Source organism: Chitinophaga flava (assembly GCF_003308995.1).
GTDB classification, from domain to species: domain Bacteria; phylum Bacteroidota; class Bacteroidia; order Chitinophagales; family Chitinophagaceae; genus Chitinophaga; species Chitinophaga flava.
The window spans coordinates 1,160,525-1,185,006 of sequence record NZ_QFFJ01000002.1; the positions used below are offsets into that span (position 1 = coordinate 1,160,525).

The window sequence follows — 24,482 nt, forward strand, 5'->3', positions numbered from 1 at the left end:
TATGCCCACCCGCGCGAATCATCCATCCATTCCGCAATATAGCCTGGAAGAATCGAGGCCCCTGCACCGCCAGCCGGAAGACACCACCACATTCGGATACAGCAATCTGGAAGAAGAGCTGAAAATAAAAGGTTTTGAGCTGTACTCCAGTGCGGGCGTACGTGCACAGATGGGGCCCCTCAAATCGGATTATTACCGTATTAGCATCTCTGTGCGGGGTGTCACAAAAATACAACTGGGGCTGGAAGACTTCACCCATGGCAATGGCACCATCAGCTTCACTTTCCCCGGACAGATATTCAGCAAACGCGGATTGAGCGATGATGCATTCGGATACTATCTGCTGTTTGAACCGGCTTTTCTGGAAGATACCATCGCACCAGACAGAATTCCTGCTGAATTTCCTTTTTTCGCCTATGCAGGAGTCCCTTTTATGCAACTGTTGCCGGCCGAACTGAATGCTGTCACCGGTTTTGTGGAACGTATCAATACAGAACTGCAGCAACACCACCACGGAAGAGATAAAGCCATACGGTTATATTTGTATCTGTTGCTCCTGGAGCTGAAACGCAGCTATCTCCGGCAGGAGCTGCACCAGACAATCCAGGATACCGCACATACCTACCTGGTGCCGCGGTATAAAAAACTGGTGAGTGAGCATTTTCTTACTAAAAGAAAAGTGGCCGACTATGCCACCCTGCTGGGGGTTACACCCAATCATCTGAACAGGGCTATCAGGGAAAGCACCGGCCACACGGCATCCGAGGCGATTACAGACATGTTGGTAAGAGAGGCCAAAGCCGCCTTACGATACTCCGATACTACCATTGCCGCCATATCTGATCAGCTTAGTTTCAGCGATCCTGCCGGCTTTAACCGCTTCTTCCGGGAAAAAACCGGACAAACACCTATGGCTTATCGTAAAAATGCAGCATTCAGTTAATATTATGCAGTATCCGGATAACAATGCTCTTCTTTTTATACCCCAATTTTACAGTCATAAAAATGAAGAAAATGTCCACCTTAGAAAACAAAAAAGTGATTATCGCCGGAGGTTCTTCCGGCATCGGACTGGCTACTGCCGCATTGCTCGTACAGGAAAAAGCACAGGTTATAATTACCGGTCGTAACCCCGACCGACTGGAGGAAGCAGCCAAAGTGGTCCCCACTGCAGGCCTTGAAGTACTAGACAGTAACAACCGCGCATCGCTGGATGCTTTTTTTGCCGCACAGGGGCCGCTGGACCATCTGGTGATAGCTCTCAGCGGTTCCAAAGGCGGCGGTATGTTCAAAGACTTATCGTTGCAGGACCTGCGGGCCGGCTTTGAAGGCAAGTTCTGGCCTCAGCTGGACACATTGCAGGCAGCTTTGCCCTATTTGAACAAGCAGGGTAGCATCACCCTGGTGACGGCTATCTCCAGTGTCAGCAGAATGCCCGGTACTGCCGGCCTGGCGGCGATCAACGGTGCGCTCGAGACCATGATCCCCGGCCTCGCAAAAGAATTCCAACCCTTACGTATCAACGCGGTTTCACCCGGTATCGTGAATACGCCCTGGTGGGACTTCCTGCCCGCTGCTGATAAAGCAGAAGCATTTAAAGGTTATGCAACACAAATACCAGTAGGTAAAGTAGCAGAACCGGAAGAGGTGGCAGCGGCCATCCTGTTTCTGATGAACAATGCCTATACAACGGGCACGGTGCTACGTTGCGATGGAGGATTAAGCCTGTAACGGGCATATACCGACAACCGTCGGAGCCCGCTTTTTTCTTCGGATCACAGGCCCCTCTGCCAGATCGTGAAATAACGCTGAAGCAAGCACGTAAAGCAGCAATGGTATCAACAAATACCGTTGCTGCTTTACGGCTTTATGAAACTTTCCCCCCCTTTGAACATAATCCCTTTTTCCACTGTTGTAATATTGCAATGATGCTACGAGTGTGGCCCCGATGTATGTAGAGTCAGGTATCATCCCCGAATCATTGGAAGTACATGTTTATGGCGCAGCAAAATTTTCGGATGCAGGAGCATGCGCAGGAATTCTTTTCTCTGGATATACCATAACAAAAAATTGTTATCTCCCAGGCAGCAGGCGGGGAGCAGTTATCACCGGTAGCAGAAAAACCAATAAAGTTCAAACCCAGCAAATATGGTAAAGAGGCTCTCCATTTTTGTAAATGTGCAGAGAGGCATGTTCCGTGTTGTTAAACAGTTATGCTACATTATCCTGCTGTTACTGGCAGGTAGTCATGTGAAAGCCCAGCAGTGTACTGGTTCCTTGGGCGATCCTGTTTTTAAGGAAACATTCGGCCAGGCGGCTACGGCAGCCAAACCTACACTCGGGCCTCCCTTGCCGGCAGGTATCACTACCTACACCTACTATGCACCTGGCGTAGGCTCCCGGCCTACCGGTCCTTACCCGGGCCAGTATACGATCAGCAACACTACCCGGGGGTACAACAATATTTATTTTGTGGACAGACCCGATCATACCAGTACGGATGGCCGGGGATTTTGTATGGTGGTAGATGCCAATGCTACCCCTGACAAGTTTTATGAACGAACCATCACAGGATTATGTGCGGGCACTACTTTCGAGTTTTCTGCCTGGATCATGAATATCAATCCCCAGGCAGGTGTATCGCAGCCCAGCCTGCGCTTCGACATTGTGGACGCTAATAACCCCAACGGGACACCGATAAAATCAGTGTCTACCGGCCTGGTACCTTTTCAAAACCCAGGCACCTGGGTACGGGAGGCTGGTATCTTTCAGATGCCTTCCACTACCAGCGCCGTTATCCTCCGTATCTTCAGTAATACACCCAGCAGCAATGGCAACGACCTGGCGCTGGATGATATCGCTTTTGCAGCCTGTGGTCCTCCCATCACCTTTACACAAACTACTGGTGTGGTATGTAGTGGTGCTACCAGCGGCTTTGCAGTAAGCCTGCCGGTAGGAAGTTATTCCAATTATTTTTTCCAGTTGCAGAAAAGAGCACTGGGAACCACCAGCTGGGCCAATGAAGGTGGTGTGATCAATAACGGGGGCAACAACCAATTCACCTTCAGCGTACCCAATGCGAGGGCCGGCTTTGAATACCGGGTACTGGCTGCCGGTGGCATAGCAGAAATTAACAATACCAGCTGCCGCGTAGTGTCTAATCCGGTAGAGCTGAAAGTGATCGACTATACCGTAGGGATCACAGGACCCACCTCTATCTGCTATAATACCAGCACCCAATTGTCAGCGGTAGTTACCCCCAAAGCGGGTACAGGTACCCCCACTACCGGTTTTAGTTATACCTGGGAAACCAGTAATAACGCTGCCACCGGCTGGACCGTTGTGCCAGGACAGAATGGCGCCACACTCAATATCGGTCCGCTGACTGCAAATAGTTATTACCGGGTAACAGCTACCATCAATGGCTGTAGCGGTGATGGCGTGTCTAATACCTTCCGGGTGACGGTTAATCCAAATATCAGTGCCACTATAGGTACGGTAATGCCCGTATGCCAAGGGACAGCCCTGTTCAGTTTACCCTATACCATTGTTTCCGGTAATGCTGATATCTACAGTATTACTTCCACCAATATGCCCGGCTTTAATCCGGTAACAGGTGCTGGTCTGGTGGGTTCTCCGATAAACGTGGTCATCCCCGGCAGTACAGCTCCGGGCACTTATCAATTTAACATCAGCTTCGGAAACAGAACCAGTGGCTGTTCATCTCCGGCTTACCCGGTCACGCTGGTGGTCAATCCTACTCCTACCACCGCTACGGTAGGTTCTGATCAGCAGTTGTGTAATGTGAGTAGTACTAACCTTACCGGTAACACGCCGGTGAATGGTACAGGTCTCTGGACACAGCTGAGCGGCCCCAATACAGCCGTCTTTGATAATCCCACTCTTCCCAACGCACAGGTATCCGGTCTGGTGACCGGCACCTATGTGTTTAAATGGACCATCAGCAGCGGTACTTGTCCGTCTTCTTCCGCCAATCTGCGGGTAACGGAATTTGGTAATACTACGCTGCCCGATGCAGGCCCGGATTCTACCCAGTATAATTCCGGTGTGTTCCACATGCAGGCCAACACTCCACAGGTAGGAACCGGCAAATGGGTGGTGATCAGCGGTAACCCCGTGATAGCCGATACTTCAGACCCGCATACCACCATCACCATCGCTCCCAATACCAGCGCCACACTGGCCTGGACCATCACCAACAATGTCTGCCCTCCGCTGTCGGACCAGGTGACCATCACCTATGTAAGCCGCGCCGACATACAGGCAACAAAGGAAATACTGGAGCTGGGACCCTATCTGGCTGGTCAGCCCCTGGTGTACCGTATGGTGATCACCAACGCAGGCCCCAGTAATGCCACTGGCGTGAGGATCACAGATGCGCTGCCTGCCGGATTCGCCAGTACCAAAATCACGGCGGCCAATACCGGTGCAGCACAAATCACCCAAAACAATTCTACTGCCACCAATATCGATCTTACTGCCAATATCCCCACTGGCAATGCTACCATCACCATTACCGTGGAAGGCAATATCCTTTCTTCCTTCGAAGGAGATCTTACCAATACTGTTACTGCAGTATCTCCGGTGGTACCCGATCCTAACGGGGCTACCGCCACGGTAACGGTACCGGTTGCACGCCGTCCTTTCTTCGAAATCATGAAGAGTGCGCCAGCTATGGCGGTGGCCGGTGAGTCTGTCACCTTCACGATTATCGCACGCAATACAGGACTGGGCGATGCACAGGCCGCCGTATTCACAGACGCGATATCCGGTAAACTGACCAACGTCAGCTGGACGGCTACAGCCACCGGCAAAGTGAATATTACTTCCGGCGCTACCGGCACTGGCAACAATGTAACGGTAGTAGCCAATTATCCCGGATCAGTGACCCCTACTGATACCGGAAAAGTATATATCAGTGTAACCGGCACCGTTAGTGCCAATGCTACTGGTACTATCGACAACGTGGCTACCGTGACTCCTACGGAGACCACAGTAGGGCCATTTACGTCCAACACCACCCATACTACTATCAGCAGCTCGCCGGGACTGGTGATAGACAAAAGCCGTACTTCGCCCGTGATCGCTATTGCTGGCACACCTATCGAATACGTCATCACCCTGATGAACAACGGGCCCAGTGATGCCATCAAAACGGTGATTACAGATGCTGTACCGGCTGCCGTACAACAGGTACAGTGGACCGCCACCTCACAAGGTGCTGCGGCCGTCACAGCCGGCAACAGCGGTAGTGGTAATCAGATCAGCGTAACCGGCAATATTCCCGTTGGTTCATCCAACCGTATTGTTATTCGTATATCCGGTATCGTTAGTGGTGACTTTAGTGGCACGATTACCAATACAGCTACAGCCACTCCTTCAGAGCCTGGCGTACCGCCGGTATCAGATACCGATGTGGCCACCGTTAGCAAAGCGGTGAAATTTACCATCACCAAAAACGGTCCGGCTACGGCTATCCCCGGAGGACAGATCTCCTATACAATAGACGTAAAGAATGAAGGTCCTTCCAACGCATCGCAGGCAGTAGTGACCGACATCGTACCGGCTTCCCTGTACAATGTTACCTGGAATACCACTGTGGCAAGCGGTGGCGCAGTCATCACCAGCGGTGCTACCGGCTCCGGCAACCAGCTGTCGGTAACAGCCAATATGCCTGCAGAGTCAGTTATACATATTATTGTCAACGGTACTATTCAGCCTCCTACCAATACTCCTATCCGGAATACAGCTGTGGTAACGCCATCAGAGCCTAATACCACACCAGTAACTTCCAATGAAGTGGTGACCAATGTAACGCCGCAGGCAGCACTCACCATCAGCAAAACAGGCCCGGATACCGCCAGGGCAGGAAGTCTGGTGACTTATGTGATTACAGTGGGTAACGATGGCCCCAGCAACGCCAGGGGTATGCAGATCAATGATAATGTGCCGGCTACCCTGCAACAGGTTACCTGGACAGCCGTGGCCAACGGCAACGCCGCTATCTCCAGCGGAACACAAGGCTCCGGAAACAATATTGTCCTGACGGGGGATATTGCTGCCGGTACAGGAAATAATATAGTCATCACCGTAACTGGTAAAATAGATCCTGCCTTCTCCGGCACTATCAGTAATACAGCAATGGTTATTCCTGCTGAGACGGGCAGTACAGGAGATACCGCTACCAAACAAACCGTTGTCAACAGGCTGCCGCAGCTCACGATCACTAAATCAGCTACCGATATGGTGCTGGCAGGGGATAGTGTAATCTATACTATCGAAGTGGGCAACACAGGCGCTTCCAACGCCCTCAATCTGGTAGTGACGGATGCAGTGCCTGCTGCATTGAGCGGAGTGAGCTGGTCAGCCAGCGCCCTCGGACAGGCTACTATTACCGGCAACAGCAGCGGTACCGGCAATAATGTACAGATCACCGGTTCTATTCCGTCCGGTAATGGCAACAAGATCGTGATTACCGTGAGAGGTAAGACAGATCCGGGCTTTGCAGGTTCTATTGTGAACAATGCTACTGCCACGCCGTCTGAACCTGCACCTCCGGTAACGGCTACACAAACGGTGCTGGTGCGTAAACTGCCAGTGATACGGGTGTCCAAATCAGGGCCTTCTACTCTCCAGGCCGGGGAGCATATCACCTATACTGTGGTAGTGACCAATACCAGCGTATCAAATGCAGATAACCTGGTCATCCAGGATATAGTACCGGCAGCGGTTACACAAACTACCTGGACTGCCGCCGTCAATGGTACCGCTACAATAGTTAGTGGTGCTACCGGTTCCGGTAATACAGTGGCTGTTACTGCCAATATTGGTGGTGGAGGCAATAATAGGGTGATCATTACTATCAATGGAGTAGTGGATCCTGCTTTTGCGGGTACCTTCACCAACGTGGCTTCCGCACAGCCTTCCGAGCCGGGTACTGTACCGGCGGTGTCTACTCCTGTGGTGACTACTGTAGTGCAACAGCCTTCACTGCACATCGTGAAAACCGGTCCGGCAACAGCCAGCGCCGGCGAAACCGTGAACTATCTGCTCACCGTCACCAACACCGGACCATCCAATGCTACCGGTGTGCTGATCACAGATCAGATACCATCTCAATTGCAGAATGTCAGCTGGACAGCTACTGCCAGCGGTGGCGCGGTGATTGTCACCGGAGCTACCGGCACCGGTAACAACCTGGAGGTGAACGCCGATGTTCCGGTGAGCACCGGCACGGTGAGTATTATGGTGACCGGCACACTGCCATCAGCTACCGTGGCAGGAACTATCGTCAATGTGGCGACTGCTGACCCCAGAATACCAGATTTGCCAGCGGTATCCGATACCGTTAGAACAGTTATCAGTCAACAGCCTAAGCTGCTGATAGATAAAATTGCACCGGCCAACCTGAATGCCGGAGAAACTATCCAGTATAGTATTAAAGTGGAGAACTCCGGTCCGAGCGATGCCAGGGCTACCGTGATTACAGACGCTATTCCGGCAACGGTGCTTAATCCTTCCTGGACAGCAGTAGCCAGCGGAGGCGCTGTCATCAGTTCCGGCAACACCGGTACCGGCAACCAGTTGAATGTGGTAGCCGACATCCCCGCAGGTACTGGTAATAGTATTACCATTACCATCACCGGTAACGTTCAATCCGATTTTGCCGGTGTGATCACCAACACGGCTACCGCCACTGCTGCTGAGCCGGGCGTGTCACCGGTGAGCTCCACAGCATCTACTAATATCAGTCGTGCAGCGAAGCTGCAGATCAATAAAACCGGTCCTGCCAGCATCACCGCCGGTAATAATATCTCTTATACGCTACAGGTGATCAACAACGGTCCGAGTGATTCCCGTAACCTGACTATCAGTGACGTGATTCCTGCGGGAGTATTAAATGCAACATGGACGGCCACTGCAGCCAATGGAGCAGCTATTACTTCCGCTGCCAGCGGCTCCGGCAATGTGCAGTTGACTGGTAATATACCCATTACAACCGGTGCGATGATTACCGTACAGGTGAATGGTAAGGTAGATCCGAACTATGCAAACCCCAGTATCACCAACGTAGCCACTGCTGTCAATGATCCGTCTTTCGCAACGCCGGTGGGCGATACCGCTACTGTGGTAACAACAGTGAACCGGGTGGCCAATCTGAGGATTGTGAAGAGCGGTCCGGCCAACCAGGGCGCCGGAGAGCCGATGCAGTACATGTTAATGGTATATAACGATGGGCCTTCCAATGTGTCCGGCGCCCATGTGCAGGATGTGCTCCCTGCGGAATTGCTAAACCCAAGCTGGGTAACCGCCGGTACAGGCGGTGTTGCCAATATCACGCCGGCCAGTGGTACCGGTAATGTGGACCTTACCGCTGATATTCCGGCGGGAGGTATATTACAGGTGGCTATTTCTGGCGTACTCAGTCCGGCTGTTGTTAACGGTGCTACCATCTCCAATACCGCAACAGTGGCCCTGCCTGCAGGCAGCCCGATTGTTGACCCTAATCCGGCAGATAATACCAGCACCACTACCATGTCGGTAGATAATGATCCTATTGTGCGCATCTCCAAAACCGGTCCGTCTGTCGTGAATATCGGGGACTCCATTTTCTACCGTATCGTTGTAACCAATGGCGGTAACGGTAATATTACCGGCGCAGTCATCACTGATGTTGTACCAGCAGATGTGACGGTAAGCTCCTGGGGAGCTGCTGCAGCGGGTGCGGCCTCCGTCACAGGACCTGTTGCCGGTACCGGTAATACGATCAGCACCACCGGCAATATACCGGTAGGCAATGGTAATATGCTGGTGATACTGGTAAGAGGTATTGTAAATAAAACAGCCCATACAACTTTCACCAATACCGCCACTGTAGTGGCCGCGGAAAACAAAGAAAGTTCCGTCACTACCACCGTCAATCAGTCTACCGATGTAAGCATCGTCAAGAGCGGACCTCAGCACATACTGGCAGGAGAAACCATCAACTATACCCTGCAGGTATACAATGCTGGTCCACATGATGTGGACTCTCTTGTGATTTCCGATGTGGTGCCGGCAACGATCACCAATGTTACCTGGAAGGCCACTGTAACCGGTACTGGTAGTGTAATCGGCAGTCAGGAAGTTGACAGCGCCGGTAGCAACATCGTCATACCGGGTAAACTGGCCGCGGGCAGTGGCAACTTCATCACTGTCCAGATCAGTGGTACCGTCAGCGGTAGCGCGGCTGCAGGTACTATTACCAATACGGCCCTTGTTGCTGTAGCTAATATCACCGACTATAATCTGGCTAATAATACCAGCAGTGTAACCACCACCATCGGGCGTAATGCCGGTGTACAGATACGGAAGAGCGGTCCTGCACAGGCGCAGGCAGGTAATACCATTACTTACCAGGTAGTGGTGACCAACGCCGGTCCGTCTGATGCTGCGGGTGTCAGCATTACAGATCTGGTGCCTGTTGCTGTGCAAAATGTAAGCTGGGTTGCGAATGTGACCGGTGGAGCTCAACTCACCGGGCCATTCTCCGGAACAGGTAATGTAAACACTACCGCCGACATCCCGGGTGGAGCAGGCAATAGTGTATCTATCACGATTACGGGTACACTGAATAATGACTTTGCCGGCAACGTCACCAACGTGGCCAGTGCCAGCAGCAGTGAAGTGCCGCAGGTGTCCGATTCAGTTACTACCGTGGTCAATAAACAATCTGATGTACAGATACGTAAATCAGGACCTGTGACCATTACAGCAGGGGATAAGGTCAACTATATCATCACTGTGACCAACAATGGTCCTGCCTTTGCACGTAACCTGCATATCACAGATACCATCGACGCCCGTATCCAGTCGGTGTCCTGGACTGCCAGCACTTCCGGCGGCGCCGTGGTAACAGCCGGTGGCAGTGGTACCGGTAATCAACTCAGTGTGAATGCCGATATTCCGCCTACAGGCCAGGCTACCGTTACCATTATGGTTACCGGTACCCTGTTGCCCGATGCCAGCGGTACACTCAGCAATACCGCCACCGTTACTTCTCCGGATCCGCAAACACCTACCGCCGTAACACCACCGGTGATCACTGAGATAGTACAACATCCGGAACTGATGATCAGTAAGAGCGGGCCGCAATCCCTGCATGCCGGAGAGTCTATACTTTACCAGTTGCAGGTGACCAATAAAGGCCTGAGTAACGCTACTGACGCAGTAATCAGCGACGTAGTGCCGGCAGCGGTAGGACAGGTGAGCTGGACAGCCACCGCAGTAAGTGGCGGCGCTGTTATCACTTCAGGAGCCAGCGGCAGCGGCAACAATGTAAATGTAGTGGCCAATATCCCGGCAGGAGCAGTCGTGCAGGTGACCATCCAGGGTAAAACTGATTCTACCTTCTCCGGTCAGTTGCTTAACACCGGTATCGCAACAGCGGCAGAACCAGGCAATACGCCGGATTCCTCGCAGGTACAGACTACGGTTACGCTGATGCCTGCCGTACAGATTACCAAAGCAGGTCCGGCAGCATTACAGTCCGGCCAGCAGATCACGTATACCCTCATCGCGAGCAACAATGGCCCGAGTGTGGCCAGCAATGCGGTGATCACAGATGCGGTGCCTGCTGCTGTAACAGGTGTGAGCTGGACCGCAGTAGCTGCGGGCAATGCACAGCTTACAGGTGCTGCTTCCGGTACCGGCAACCTGGTAAGCCTTACCGCTAATATTCCGCCAGGCACTGGTAATAATATAACCGTTACCGTTAATGGCACCATAGATCCTGCCTTCAGGGATACACTGAAGAACGTGGGCATTATTACACCAACAGAACCCGGAGCACCGGCTGATACTTCTGCATTGGTACAAACAGTCGTTACCGCCAAACCGGTATTACAGATACAGAAAGATGGCCCTGCCACCACCACTGCAGGCCAACCAATACAGTATACTATCATCGCCAGCAACATCGGGCTTAGCAATGCAGTCAATTTCTCGCTGACAGACAACGTACCGGGCACCATCACGCAGGTAACCTGGAAAGCAGTGGCTAACGGCACCGCCGTGATAAAAAGCCCTGCTACCGGCAGCGGCAATAACATCAGCCTCACTGGTGATATGCCTGCCGGCGCTGGAAATAATATAACCATCACCGTGAATGGTATGGTTGCTCCTGGCGCTACCGGCACTATTGTCAACAGCGCTACTGTAACACCATCTGAAGCAGGAGCCTCAGCACAAACAGCTACGGCTACCACTCAGGTGACAGTATCCGCCAGGGTAAGGATCAGCAAAACCGGTCCGGCTGTTATGACACGAGGAGACCAGGCCATTTATGTCATCAGCGTGGTCAATCCGGGCCCGAGCGATGCGGTGAATACTGATATCACAGATATGATACCGGGCGTGCTCACCAATGTAACGTGGACGGCTACACCGCTGCGCAGCACTGTCATCAACAGTGGCGCCACCGGCACCGGCAACCAGGTGAAAGTGAATGTGAACATGCCGGCTGCAGATACCAGCGGACTGACCATCGTCATCACCGGTACCGTACAGCCCAACGCCGCTTCCGGCACCGTTTCCAACGTAGCACATGTTATCCTCAATAATGCAGGTGGCATCGATATCGCTTCCAACACCGTTGTCAGCACTATCGGCAGCACCGCTGATCTGCAGATGGTGAAAACAGGCCCTGATGATGTGTTTGTGGGTAGTAAGGTGACTTATCTGCTTACCGTTACCAACAACGGACCATCCTCCGCAGATAATGCAACGGTAACAGATATGCTGCCGGCAGGGCTTACACAACCGGCTGTCACAGTAGCTTCGCTGAGCGGCGGTGCCGCCAATGTACAGCCAGCCATTAATGGAAGTGCGGTCAGCGCTGTTATCGGGACCTTCCCGGCAGGTGCAAAAGTGGTGTTGCAGGTGACTGCCACTGCTACTACACCAGGCAAAATAATGAATACGGCAGTTGTCGGAACTCCTGCCGGTGTTACAGAGCAGGATAGCACCAACAACAGCAGTACTGCTACCACTACGGTATTCCCCAAATCTGCCCTGCAGGTGATAAAATCAGTTAATCCGGCTAACGGGCCTTATGGCATCGGACAGGTGATCAGTTATACCTTGCAGGTGAAGAACAACGGTATCGCTGGTGTTAATCCGGTAGTAGTGATTGATACATTGCCGCCAGCCACACTGGTAAGCGATCCGGTATACAGCAACCCGCCGGTTGGCACCATCACTTACAACAGTACCACCCGTGTGCTGCAATGGAACGCCGGACTGCTGAATGGTGGCGAAACCCGCAGCTGGAGTTATGATATGACCATCACCGGTGCAGGTTCTGTCCGTAACATCGCTGTCATCAGCGGGCCACCGGATGTCAGCACTCCGGATACCAGCACTGTGATCATCAGTACCGACCGATTCGCCAACCTTAAAGTGGTGAAACAGCTGAAAACAAATCCGCCTTATAATGTCAATGACGTGTTGACATTTACCATCACGGCTACCAACAACGGCCCGGATACGGCCACCGGCGTAGTGGTGAAGGACCAGCTGCAAAACATGCTGGGCAGGCCGATTACGCTCTCCGCTTCTGCTGGTCAGGCTACTTATGATATAGCCAGCGCCACCATCAACTGGCAACTGGCCACCATGGCACCAGGTACTACAGCCACTCTAACGTTGACGGTTAAACTGGAAAGTGGTGCAGATATCGTGAATACTGCTACCATCAAGGGTAATGAAAAAGATCCGGATATGTCTGATAATACATCTACCGTGGGCCCTGTGAAGGTGACAGGATCAGATCTCTTTATTCCGAATGTGATCACACCGAATGGAGACGGTAAGAACGACCATTTTGTGATACCAGGTCTGAACCGTTTCCCTGGATCTGGCTTGTTCATCTATAACCGTTGGGGCAACCAGGTGTATCAGAACAAGAATTATGATAACACATGGGATGGAGCAGGATTGAGTGAAGGCACTTATTTCTACATACTGACAGTGCCGTCGGAACAGGGTGAGCGGAAGTTCAAAGGATGGATATTGTTACAACGTTGATTTTCTTCTCTCTAAAAAATACAAAAGACGCAAAGGCTTTTAGTCCTTTGCGTCTTTGTTTTTATATTCAGAGATTACAGTTTTGGGGCTGTTACATCCCTTTTGCAACACTTTTACAGAACCGATGCTGTTGGAATCAATATCCTTCATAAGGGTGTCTGCCTTAGTACTGGTGCTGAATTGTAATATCCTTTTCCGGAGGGGCGGGGGATGCTTAGGGTCTCTGGGTAGAGCGCGGTAGGTATCATGATCCACCAGATCCGTTTTACAATGAAGTCCATCTCACAAATATAACCGAACCGGCAGTGCGTGCAAACGTCCATTAACATTCACTAACACTATTGCAAGGGTCTTTGACGGTTACATTTTTCATCCATAGATCCTGCCTGCCTGTCCCATTGTTTAACGGCTCATCATTACGCTTAGTTGTTCGTCCCAAAGCCTTGTTGTTCGTCATAACGTATTGAAAATCAGTAATGGTCAACCTAATATTGTGCTGTGGTCCGGCCACGGATTTTGACCAAAAGCATCCGTTATGCATTTAAAAATGATACTCTTTTTTGCCCTCTTACTGACATTCCAACAGGGCTATTCCCAACAACCTGTGATCAGCGGGACCATCACCAATTATAAAGGGATGCCGGTAGAAGGCGCCAATATTTATATTACCGGCAGCCTGGAAGGGGCTACTTCCGGTAAAGACGGAAGGTTCAGTTTTGCCACTACCTATACCGGAAGTGTGACCCTCGGCGTGAGCTACATCGGGTACAAAGACTACCGGCTCACTGCCCCGGTAACGGAGATGGCTACACTGTCCATCGTTTTGCAGAGCCAGGACAAAAACCTGAGCGAAGTAGTGGTGAGGGCCAGCACCTTCAGTCTGGGTAAAAGCCGTACGCTGGAAAAGCTGGATGCGCTCGATGTAGTGATGACCGGCAGCTCCAACGGTGATATCTATGGGGCACTTATGGCCCTGCCCGGCACGCAGAAAGTAGGAGAAGATGGTAAGCTGTACATCCGCGGGGGCGATAATCGCGAAACACAGACCTTCATCGACGGGATGCATGTGCTCAACCCCTATTCCATTACAGCGCAGGACATGCCCGCCCGTGGCCGGTTTTCACCTTTCCTCTTCCAGGGCATCAATTTCTCCCTGGGCGGTTATGAATCAGAATTCGGACAAGCCCTCTCGGCGGTGTTACCCATGGACACCAAAGATGTGGCCGGCAGTACCAAAGCCGGTGTCAACGCTTCGCCCCTGAGCATAGGTGGTGGCGGCTCTGTCGCATTCAAAAAAAGCTCCCTCTCTGGTAATGTCAATTATTTGAATCTGGGATTGTACAACCAGTTCCTGCCCGACCGCTACACCTGGAAGAAACCATACCAGTCAGTATCTGCTGAAGCCCAGTATAAAACAGCGCCAGGCCCCCGCAGCCTTTTTAAGCTGTATACCGCCTACGACAGAACTGCCTTCATCCGCACTTTTGCCGATACGCTGAATGATGTGCCACTAAGGGATTTTAACCTGAACCAGGACAACTATTACCTGAATGCGACCCTTAAAACAAAACTCCGCCATAATACCCGCCTGTTCGTGGGAGCCGCCTTTTCTTATGTGGACAGTCATTACGGGAGCGCTAAGTTTCAGGGAGATGATTACCGGCAGCAGGAAAATGAATGGCATATCAAAGCAAAGCTGGAGAAGACCATTGTACCGGCTTACCGGCTGAGCACCGGGGTGGAGGCTTATCTGAAAGGCTACCGGACCATGTATCACGATACGGTGCAACAGCTGTTGCAGGACCGTCAGCTGAATAATCAGTTGTATGCCGCTTTTGTAGACAACCAGATACGGCTGCTGCACGGGTTATACGCAAATGTATCCGGACGTCTGGAATATACACAGTTCAACCATGCCTGGAATCTCTCTCCCCGTATATCCCTGAATTATCTGGCAGATAAATTCCAGGTGTCTGCCATCTATGGCAAATATTATCAAGCGCCCGACAATACTGTGTTGGCGGCTCCGCACCAGGACCTGCAGCAGTCTCTTGCCACTCATTACATCCTCGGCGCTTCCTGGGATTTTAATGGCAGACTGCTGAAGGCGGAAGCCTATTATAAGTCATATGATCAGCTGGAACTGTTGCGGCAACAGGTGTATACTTCTGATGGATATGGTAAGAGCGCAGGTTTTGATATATATTATTCAGATGAGACCAGTGTGAAACGACTGAAGTATAATGTTTCTTATTCTTTTAATGATGCAGCGCGCCTGTACAGGGATTTTCCGGTGATGTCCACTCCATTGTTTGCTTCCCGGCATAATGCGCGGATGTCTTTTAAATATCATTTCCCGCTGATAAAGACCTATGCAGGGTTTACGGGCACTTATGCCAGTGGCAGGCCTTACCACAATCCCAATATGCCGGGGTTTATGAATGCCATCGACAAAGCCTATTTCAGTCTCGATGCCAACCTGACCTTCCTGCTGAGTCCCCGGGTTATATTGTATACTTCTATGGGCAATCTCACGGGTAGGGCCAATACCTATGGTTACCGTTATGCGCCATCGCCAGATAGCAAGGGTGTTTATGCCGGAGAGCCGGTGATGGCCTCCCGTAGCCGTTTTTTCTATCTCGGGCTGTTCATCTCCCTGAAAGGCAGTTCCGCTTATGATGTGTCCAGTTTTTAATCAACATAAAAAAATATCAAATGAAAAAGTTCCTCTTTTTAATGTTCACTATGTGGTCTGTTTCCACTGCTGATGCCCAGTCGAAAGAAACAAGTGTTAACTGCCAGAACATGTTGCAGCAGGTATTAACCCGGGTAAAAGAAGAAAAAGATATCAGCAAACTATACGATCAGGTGAATACCTTAAAACGTTTGTCAGCCATGTATCCTGGCGAATGGTTGCCAGACTACTACATCGCCTATTTTGATCTGAAGCTGGTATTGAGCAAGGCAGGCGCCAAACCCGAAGACCTGCTGCAGGAAGCGGCAGATAAGCTGACGGCGCTGAAAGCCAATAACAGCGCGGATATGTCGGAAGTATATACGCTGGAGGCTTATTACTATTATGCTATGATCTCACTGAATCCGGCTGTCAATGGGCAGAAATACTATCGGGAGGTAATAGGTGGTTATGAAAAAGCTATCCGCCTGAGCCAACAGAATCCGCGCCCACAGCTGCAGCTGGCGATCTTCCAAAACAGGATGGCAGCCTTTACCAAAGCAGCAGACAACAGCTTCTGCGACAAACTGCAACAGGTGGAAAAAACATTCCACGACTTCAAACCCGCTACAGCAGTGTCTCCCGATTGGGGTTTGCCAGAGCTGTTGTATGTGAAGGAAAGCAGCTGTCACTAATGGATGATCTCCTGGAAGGCCGGCACAAAAGTCCTGGATACCGGGATGGGATAGGTTTCGTAGCCTTTCAGGATGATTTTGTAACCGTTGGAGTTGCCGTTGGCTGTTTTGATATGACTGAGGTTGACCAGAAAAGAACGATGGCACCGGAAGAGCGTCGCATCCTGGATGGTTTCGGTGATAGTGGTTAATGTATTACGTATAACCGTTGTCGTTACAACTCCATCTGCCAGATGATAAACATGGATATGGTTTTTTACTACTTCCAGAAACAGGAAATCGTGGATGCTGATATGTAATGGCTGCTCTGTTGTATTGGCAGAAGGGAATACGAGCTGTTTGGCCGTATCCGGCGGCGCCAGCTGCTGATCGCTGCGGATGATGCTGTTGAGATTGTTGCGCAGGGCGCGATTATACCGGATGGTAATAACGGCCGCCACCGGGAAGATGCCAACCGCTACTGTCAGCAGCAGCACATGCAGGAGCAGCCGTAGCTGCGTGACCGTATCAGCGGTCCGGAAAAAGTGGATATCTTCAAAAAAATAAAGAAAAACAAGCGTGTTTAAAAATGCCAGCACCAGAAAAACCGACAGGATATAACCCGCTTCCCACAAGATGGTCCATTTGATTTGTCTGTTCTTCAGCAGGGTACCTTTCAGAATGTAGTTGCAGAATAACAATCCTGAAAAAGTGGCCACACCAAAGGGAATGGCGCCCAGCAACTTGTTTTTTTGATACTGACTGAAACCGAAAGGCTGATAAACATACACTACCGCACTGATGAGTATACTGATGATCAGGATCGTTTTCATCCTGACTATTTCAAAGGGATATTTTCTGTTGAGTAATTGGTTGACCTGCTTAAGCATGTTGTAAATGTAGTGTTTTCTTGATGGAATGGGGCCAGTGGTAGATATTTCATGCGGGTTTAACGGGTTTTTATAGGGAAAGCCGTTTTTATTGCGCATCTTGTATGGCAAATAATTCCGGGGCCCTGGGCTATGATGGATATCATGGATAAATGATGCAAGACCGCATTAGTCCTCTCGCGCTTGAAGCCCTGGGCTATGATGGATATATAAATATTCCCCTGAACCTATATGAATGTACTGGAAACTAAGTCAAAACTGGAGCAGCAGTTTATTCAAAAGACAACAGCAGGACCTTGTGTTTACAATGCCTATCTGAAAGTATTTTCGGAGAAATATGCCGTGGACTGGGAGATGGCCGCCGGCAGCACAAATGGTGTAGTGGCCGATCCCAGGCAGCCCTGGCATACGGCCAGTATCGGCAAAACGTTTACAGCTGTGATCATCATGATGCTGGCGGAACAAGGCCGCATTAGTCTGGAAGATCCGCTGGTGCGTTATCTTCCGGCTTCGCTGACAGCAGGTCTGCATGTATACAAAGGCCGGGATTACACGGCAGACATCACCATTGCACATCTGCTGTCGCATACTTCCGGACTGCCGGATTTTTATGAAGACAAACCCGGCAACGGACCTTATTTCCTTCAGTTGCTGCTGGAAGTGCCAGACCGGCTTTGGACAGCGGAAGAAACCGTGAGCTGGACCAAACTGTATATAGACCCGCTTTTCCCACCGGGAGAAAAGCTACATTATACCGATACCGGCTACAACTTACTGGGATTGGTGATTGCAGCGGTTACCGGTAAACCCTACGAAAAGGTGTTGCATGAGTTTATTTTTGAACCGCTGGGTATGCAGCACTCTTATCTGTTGCAGTATAGCACTCCGGTAGTGAACAGTCCTTATCCGGTGGCGAGTGTTTTTCTGCGTAGAAAAGAGATCCGTGTAGAGGAGTACAGAAGTTTCAGCAGTATCTATGCATCCGGGCAAACCATCAGTACAGGCGGGGACCTGATCATTTTTATGCAGGCGCTTACAACAGGCCGGCTGATCAGCCAGGCATCGCTGGAAAAGATGATGGTATGGCGGAAAACCTGGACGGGCGTGGATTACGGCATGGGGCTGATGCGGGTGAGAATGCATATGTTTACCCGTAAATATGATGTATGGGGACATCTGGGCTCTACCGGTTCCTTTATGCTTTTTAATCCGGTATTCGATATTTATGTAGCGGGCAGCTTCAATCGTTCGGGCTTCCTGACGAGAGGTATTATGTTTGTGTACAAGGTTTTGAAGGCTGTTGCAAAAATAAAATAGTGGTTGATTTCGGCTGCTAGCCTCCACCCGTAATAACAGGTGGAGGCTTTTTTATGTGTTATAGGGTAAGCAGCAACTGTAACAGTTTATTGATTTCTGGTCGTTGATCATCTTCCAGGTCGCGGTTATATAGAATGATTGCGGCCCGTTTATTTTCAGGGTTGATATACAGCAGGGAATGGCTACCCCATACATCTCCGGAATGCCCGAAAATAGGACGGTTGTCCAGTTTATAACGTTCCCAGAAAAGGCCCTGGGTGGATTTGATGTCAGGATATTGCACCTGGCCCATAGCATCCAGTGAGCTGGCAGATATTATCTGTTTGCCATTCACGTTACCATTATTGACCAGCATCCTGGCGAAGGTGGCGAGGTCGGTAAGATTGCTATGAAGGCCACCGGTACAGTAATCTACCATGCTGTATTTACCCCAGGGTTGTAATGCAGGGCCATAAGGCACAGCATAGGGTTGGGATGCGAAATCCCGCAGATGCCATGTTAAAGTGGTGGTATTTAAAGGAGCGATAAACTGACGGGTGGTCCAAGTGTCGAAGTTTTCTTTTGCTGTCAGTTCCACAATATAAGCCGCCAGTGCAGCTCCCACGTTGGAATAGCTATAGACAGCCTTCTCGCGGTCATCGAGAAATGAATCAGGGCTGTAGTATTTCCCGGTAGGCTCGAGCATGCTGCGTATATATTCACTGATAGGAGCTGGATGGTCTCTTTCAGTTACGACGAAATCCTCTGCCAGGTGTCGTTCGTACGCGGTATCTATAATACCGGAGGTATGGCTCAATAAGGTCCGCAGCGTAATCTTTTTACCCGGGTTTTTGGGGTTCTGTACGGTAAACGGCAGATAGTCGTTGACGTTAGCATCCAGATTTAACTTTCCTTGTTCCACCAGCTTCATTACGCTGAAAGCGATAAAGGGTTTGGCAACGGAGCCCAGTTTAAAGACAGTCTTGTCGGTGACGGCTTCTTTTTTCTCCAGATTGGCCATACCTGCGGTTTTAGACCATACAATTCCATCGGGGCCAACCAGTGCAACTGCTACACCGGGAATTTTGATGTCGTTGATTAGTTTGTCTACTTGTTGTGATACAGCAGCTGTCTTCAGTGGTTCCTTCGGAACTACTTCATCTTTATTTTTTTTACAGGAGCTGGCCACAAAGGCGAGTAAAATTGCTAAGCAGAGGTTTCTCATCATTTCGTTTCTTTTTGGCAAAACAAAGGCATGGGCAGTAAGCATAAGGCCGGTATTATAGAAGGCCGGGAAAAATGACTGTCAACCGCTTTCCTCCGGCAACAAATGCCCAGATTGGGGTAAGCGGCTGGCAGTCACGTATTATTGGTAGACCAAATCATAGTGTTGGTTGTTCGCGCAGCGTAGTTTGTACACTACCTTTCTTTAGATCCGATGCAGCCGGCTGTTAATAGTGAAATGATACAAGGCTTGCTATGGGTGAGGAAATCCATAGCTTATACTGTTTATAGATTATAATTCGAAAAGCATTTCCTGCAGTTTGTCGATCTCCGCGCCTTCGGTGGGGTTCGCGTTACGGTTGAGAATAACAACGACACCTCGTTTTGTGTCAGGCCTGATATACAGAAAGGCATAGCCGCCGATTACACCTCCTGAATGCCCGAAAATAATCCGGTTGTTTATCTTCAGTTTTTCCCAGAACAGGCCCTGTATAGGTTCGGCATCAGGAAACTGTATTGTGCTCATGGCGTCCAGTGTAGTGGGGGAAATCACCTGTTTACCGTTGTGATTACCGTTGTTAATCAGCATTCGGGTATAAGTGGCCAGATCAGCGAGGTTGCTGTGCAGTCCGCCGGTGCAATAATCTACGATGCTGTATTTGCCCCAGGGTTGCAATCCCGGGCCATAAGGTATGGCATAGGGTTGGGACGCGAAATCCCGCAGGTGCCATGTTAAGGTAGTGGTGTTTAAAGGGGCGATAAACTGGTTGGTAGACCAGGTGTCGAAGTTTTCCTTTACGGTCAGCTCCACGATATAAGCTGCCAGCGCTGCACCCACATTGGAATAGCTGTAGATAGTTTTTTTACGGTCATCGAGGAAGGAGTCAGGGCTGTAGTATTTTCCGGTGGGGTCGAGCATGCCGCGTATGTACTCGCTGACAGGAACCGGATGATCTCTTTCCTTTACAATAAAATCTGCCAAAAGGAATCTGCTGTATACGGTATCAATAATACCGGAAGTATGACTCAATAATGTCCGCAGGGTAATCTTTTTACCGGGATTTTTTGGGTTCTGTAGGGTAAACGGCAGATAGTCGTTGACGTTAGTATCCAGATTTAACTTTCCTTGTTCCACCAGCTTCATTACGCTGAAAGCGATAAACGGCTTGGCAACAGAGCCCAGTTTAAAAACAGTTTTGTCGGTGATGGGCTCTTTTTTCTCCAGGTTGGCCATGCCTGCGGTTTTGGACCATATAATCCCATCGGGGCCTACCAGTGCAACTGCTATACCGGGGATTTTGATGTCATTGACTAGTTTGTCTACCTGTTGTGATACAGCAGCTGTTTTCAGTGGTTCCTGCGGAACTGCTTCATCTTTATTTTTTTTACAGGAGCTGACCACAAAGGCCAGTAAAATTGCTAAGCAGAGGTTTCTCATGATTTCTTTTTTTAACAAAACAAAGGCATGAGGGCAAGCATCTGGCTGGTATTATAGAAGGCCGGAAAAAATGGCTGTCAACGACTTTTCGCCGGCAACAAATGCCCGGATAGGGGTAAGCGGCAGGCAGCCGCGTATTATTGGTAGACCAAATCATAGGGTTGGTTGTTCGCGCAGCGTAGTTCGTACATCCGCCTTTTTAAAATCCCGATGCAGACTGCTGTTCATAGTGAAATGATACAACTGCCGCTATGGATAAGGAAATCCATAGTCTATAAGATACTGTGCCATGTACTGCCGGCAGTGATATTATATTTCACCGTGGGTATGGACGAATACCGGCTGGAATGGCAGGCTTTCATGAAAGTACTGGCACTTATATTTTTCCTGGCCGGACCTTATGTGAACATCTACTTTTTGGTGCCAGGCCTGTTGCTGCGATATCGTTATTATGAATATATCATGGCTGTGTTGGGGCTGATCACTTTTCTGATGTTGCTGACCGTGTGGATGGAGCCCGTGGTGACACCCTGGCTGAAGCCAGGAAAAAGTTTTAAACCTTATCACATAAAAGACGCCCTGGCCTTTTATGTGATGATGCTGGCATTGCTGTCTGCTTCCACTGCAGTAACATTATTCGGACAGTGGCTGGAAGCCGGCTATCACCGCGCTATCAGCCTACAGACAGAGTTGGAAAACCTTAAGAAACAGTTGTCGCCGCACTTTCTGTTTAATACACTCAACAACCTGGACACACTGATATATGCCGATCAGCAGCGGGCTTCGGAGGTTGTACATACATTGTCCCGTTTACTGCGTTATCAGTTGTATCTGGCTGGCAACGGCCAGGTAGGGCTGCCGCAGGAACTATCGTTTATTCATGATTTCCTCTATCTTGAAAAATTGCGACATGATGTGCTGGATGTATCAGTCAACACTACAGGCAATATACAGGCGGCATCCGTGCATGCTTTGCTGCTGATGCCCTTTGTTGAAAACGCTGTTAAACACAACGATTATAACGGTCACCCCTATATTAATCTGGAACTGACTGTTACAGCTGAACAGCTGGTATTCTGTTGTATAAACCCTGTAGCAGCCACAGGGACGGCACTTCCCGGCGGAGCTGGTCTGAAAAATGTGCGCCGGCGGTTGGCATTGTTGTACCCCGGCCGGCATTCGCTGCAGGTAGAAAACAAGGACCAGCTGTTTGTAGTAACCTTAACCTTAAGCATATGAACTGTATTGTAATTGATGATGAACCACTGGCCAGAGAGAAAATCCGGCTGCTGGTAGAGCAGGATGTATCATTGCAACTGCTGGGCTGCTTCTCCGGAGCCGCCAGGGCCGCTGATTTTATGGAGCTGAACCCGGTAGACCTGGTCTTTCTGGATGTACAGATGCCGGGCGGCTGCGGACTGGAATTTGCGAGGCAGCTCAACAAAGAAACGATGGTCGTGTTTACCTCTGCCTATACCGAATATGCGCTTAACAGTTATGATGTAAATGCCATCGACTATCTCGTGAAACCCGTGCACCCCAATCGTTTTGCACTGGCAGTGCAAAAAGCACTGGACTATGCCGACATGAAAAGATATCGTAAACAGCAACAGCAACAGGCCATTACCACACAACAGGATTATGTGTTTATCCGCTCTGACAGAAGATTACACCGGGTAGTGTTTAATGAATGTCTGTATATAGAAGGGGTGAAGGATTATTGTGTGTTGCATATGGCGGGCAGAAAACTGATGGTAGGCATCAACCTGAAAGCTTTACTGGAACAGCTGCCACAAGATCTCTTTGTGCGTATCAGTAAATCGGTGGTGGTTAATTTCCGGCATGTGACCAGCCTGAATAATCAGGATGTACAGATAGGAGAGCTGGAACTGGCCATAGGCAATGCTTACAGGGAATATCTTTTTTCTTTTTTTGTAGCGCATCATGTGGTAGGCAGATGATTAATTTTGCGCTGGATGGTTTGTTTTTCTGTTTGTGTTTTGAAGAGATGTTGGGCTGTTTGCAGATGTTGCAGTGCCTGACGGTTATCGATGCCTTGGTACAATTCTCCGAGCAGTGCATAATAATAGGGATTGTCTGTAAGTCCCAGCTTTTCTGCTTCCGCGATGGCAGCCGCTTTGCCTCTTGCTTTGGAGAGTGCGTAGGTGCGGTTGAGAGCGGCCACCGGGGAATACTGTAATTGCAACAGCTGGTTGTATAATTGAAGAATGTTCTCCCATTTTTCGCTGCTGTCTTCTTTGATAGTATGCCACCAGGCAATAGTGGCTTCCATATGGTAGCGGGTAAGTGTATTACCCTGGGATGCTGCATGCAGGTACCAGGCGCCCTGGGCAATCAGTTCCTGATTCCAGAGGGCGGGGTCCTGGTCCTGGTAAAGGATTAGTTCGCCGTGTTCGTTTTTTCTGGCGGGGAAGCGGGACGCTTGAAAACACATGAGTGCCAGCAAAGCATTGACAGCAGGAGTGTTGGTAATATCATGGTCCAGCAGTAGTCTGGTGAGCCGCATGGCTTCGAGGCAGAGCTCTTCCCTTATGATGGAATCCTGACTTTCTGAATAATAGCCCTCGTTGTAGAGCAGATACAATGTTGTTAACACAGTATCGAGATGCTCCTGTATGGCTACCGCATCGGGTATGCTGATCTGTACTTTTTCTGCCCGTAATTTCTCCCTGGCCCTGAACAGTCGTTTGTTGATTGTTTCCTTGTTAGTCAGAAACGCGTTGGCGATCTCGTCTATGCCGAAACCGCAGAGGATACGCAGAGCCAGGCCTATCTGTGCTTCGGTGGAAATAGCCGGATGACAGATGGCAAACAACATCTGCAGCTGACTATCGGTGATGTTTTTATCTGACAGGTCTATCTCTGTGGAGGGAGCGGTAGTAAGCTGTTTCAGTTCGGGGGCAATCTTCTCCTGAAACATATGAGCACGGGCGAAGTAGTTCTTCGCTTTGTTTTTGGCCACTACATATAACCAGGCGGTAGGATTTTCAGGAATGCCTTTGTAGGTCCAGGTTTCCATGGCACGCAGGAAGGTTTCGCTGGCGATATCCTCTGCCAACTGGATATGTGCTATGCCAAAATGTTTGCACAGAACAGCCGTGATTTTTGTAAACTCTGTTCTGAACAGATGTGGTATTAATTCGGGTTGTTGCATGGTCCGGATAAACAGCCCCTGCTGT

12 protein-coding genes are annotated in these 24,482 nt (G+C 50.1%); 8 read left to right on the top strand and 4 right to left on the bottom strand.

The genetic code is table 11. From position 1 onward, the window contains the following. Position 1 precedes the first annotated feature (1 nt). The 5 genes from DF182_RS21070 to DF182_RS21105 all read left to right on the top strand — a co-directional run bounded on the left by DF182_RS21070 (position 2) and on the right by DF182_RS21105 (position 16,455). Positions 2-943, top strand: coding sequence for a helix-turn-helix domain-containing protein (locus DF182_RS21070; RefSeq protein WP_113617779.1), 942 nt, complete (start codon positions 2-4; stop codon positions 941-943). Positions 944-1,014: 71 nt separating this feature from the next. After that, positions 1,015-1,731 carry an SDR family oxidoreductase gene (locus DF182_RS21075; RefSeq protein WP_113617780.1) on the top strand — a complete coding sequence of 239 codons (717 nt, stop codon included), beginning with the start codon at positions 1,015-1,017 and terminating at the stop codon, positions 1,729-1,731. A gap of 417 nt (positions 1,732-2,148) precedes the next feature. Continuing rightward, a complete protein-coding gene (locus tag DF182_RS21085; protein ID WP_113617782.1) occupies positions 2,149-13,086 on the top strand; it encodes a T9SS type B sorting domain-containing protein in 10,938 nt (3,645 codons plus the stop codon). A gap of 535 nt (positions 13,087-13,621) precedes the next feature. Then, positions 13,622-15,781 carry a TonB-dependent receptor gene (locus DF182_RS21100; protein ID WP_113617785.1) on the top strand — a complete coding sequence of 720 codons (2,160 nt, stop codon included), beginning with the start codon at positions 13,622-13,624 and terminating at the stop codon, positions 15,779-15,781. 20 nt (positions 15,782-15,801) lie between these two features. Next, positions 15,802-16,455 (top strand): hypothetical protein, encoded by a 654-nt coding sequence (locus tag DF182_RS21105; RefSeq protein WP_113617786.1) that lies wholly within the window; start codon positions 15,802-15,804, stop codon positions 16,453-16,455. On the opposite strand, the gene DF182_RS21110 is transcribed toward DF182_RS21105, so the two are convergent. Beyond that, a complete protein-coding gene (locus DF182_RS21110) occupies positions 16,452-17,324 on the bottom strand; it encodes a LytR/AlgR family response regulator transcription factor (protein ID WP_161964203.1) in 873 nt (290 codons plus the stop codon). The two genes, DF182_RS21105 and DF182_RS21110, sit on opposite strands and share 4 nt — an antisense overlap. 231 nt (positions 17,325-17,555) lie before the next feature. On the opposite strand from DF182_RS21110, the gene DF182_RS21115 reads away from it, so the two are divergent. After that, on the top strand, positions 17,556-18,641 hold the full coding sequence (locus DF182_RS21115; RefSeq protein ID WP_113617788.1) for a serine hydrolase domain-containing protein: 1,086 nt from the start codon (positions 17,556-17,558) through the stop codon (positions 18,639-18,641). Positions 18,642-18,699: 58 nt separating this feature from the next. On the opposite strand, the gene DF182_RS21120 is transcribed toward DF182_RS21115, so the two are convergent. Both DF182_RS21120 and DF182_RS21125 read right to left on the bottom strand, forming a co-directional pair. Then, positions 18,700-19,848 (bottom strand): serine hydrolase domain-containing protein, encoded by a 1,149-nt coding sequence (locus DF182_RS21120; protein WP_161964204.1) that lies wholly within the window; start codon positions 19,846-19,848, stop codon positions 18,700-18,702. Positions 19,849-20,136: 288 nt separating this feature from the next. Then, positions 20,137-21,282, bottom strand: a complete 1,146-nt coding sequence (locus DF182_RS21125; protein WP_113617790.1) for a serine hydrolase domain-containing protein — start codon at positions 21,280-21,282, stop codon at positions 20,137-20,139. Between the two features lie 210 nt (positions 21,283-21,492). Between DF182_RS21125 and DF182_RS21130 the strand changes: the two genes are divergently transcribed. Both DF182_RS21130 and DF182_RS21135 read left to right on the top strand, forming a co-directional pair. Next, positions 21,493-22,521 carry a sensor histidine kinase gene (locus tag DF182_RS21130; protein ID WP_113617791.1) on the top strand — a complete coding sequence of 343 codons (1,029 nt, stop codon included), beginning with the start codon at positions 21,493-21,495 and terminating at the stop codon, positions 22,519-22,521. Then, complete coding sequence (locus DF182_RS21135) at positions 22,518-23,243, top strand: LytR/AlgR family response regulator transcription factor (protein ID WP_113617792.1); 726 nt, start codon at positions 22,518-22,520, stop codon at positions 23,241-23,243. The genes DF182_RS21130 and DF182_RS21135 overlap by 4 nt, the downstream gene beginning before the upstream one ends. Here the strand turns inward: DF182_RS21135 and DF182_RS21140 are convergent. Beyond that, on the bottom strand, positions 23,225-24,457 hold the full coding sequence (locus DF182_RS21140) for an RNA polymerase sigma factor (RefSeq protein ID WP_113617793.1): 1,233 nt from the start codon (positions 24,455-24,457) through the stop codon (positions 23,225-23,227). The genes DF182_RS21135 and DF182_RS21140 overlap by 19 nt on opposite strands. Positions 24,458-24,482: the final 25 nt, after the last annotated feature.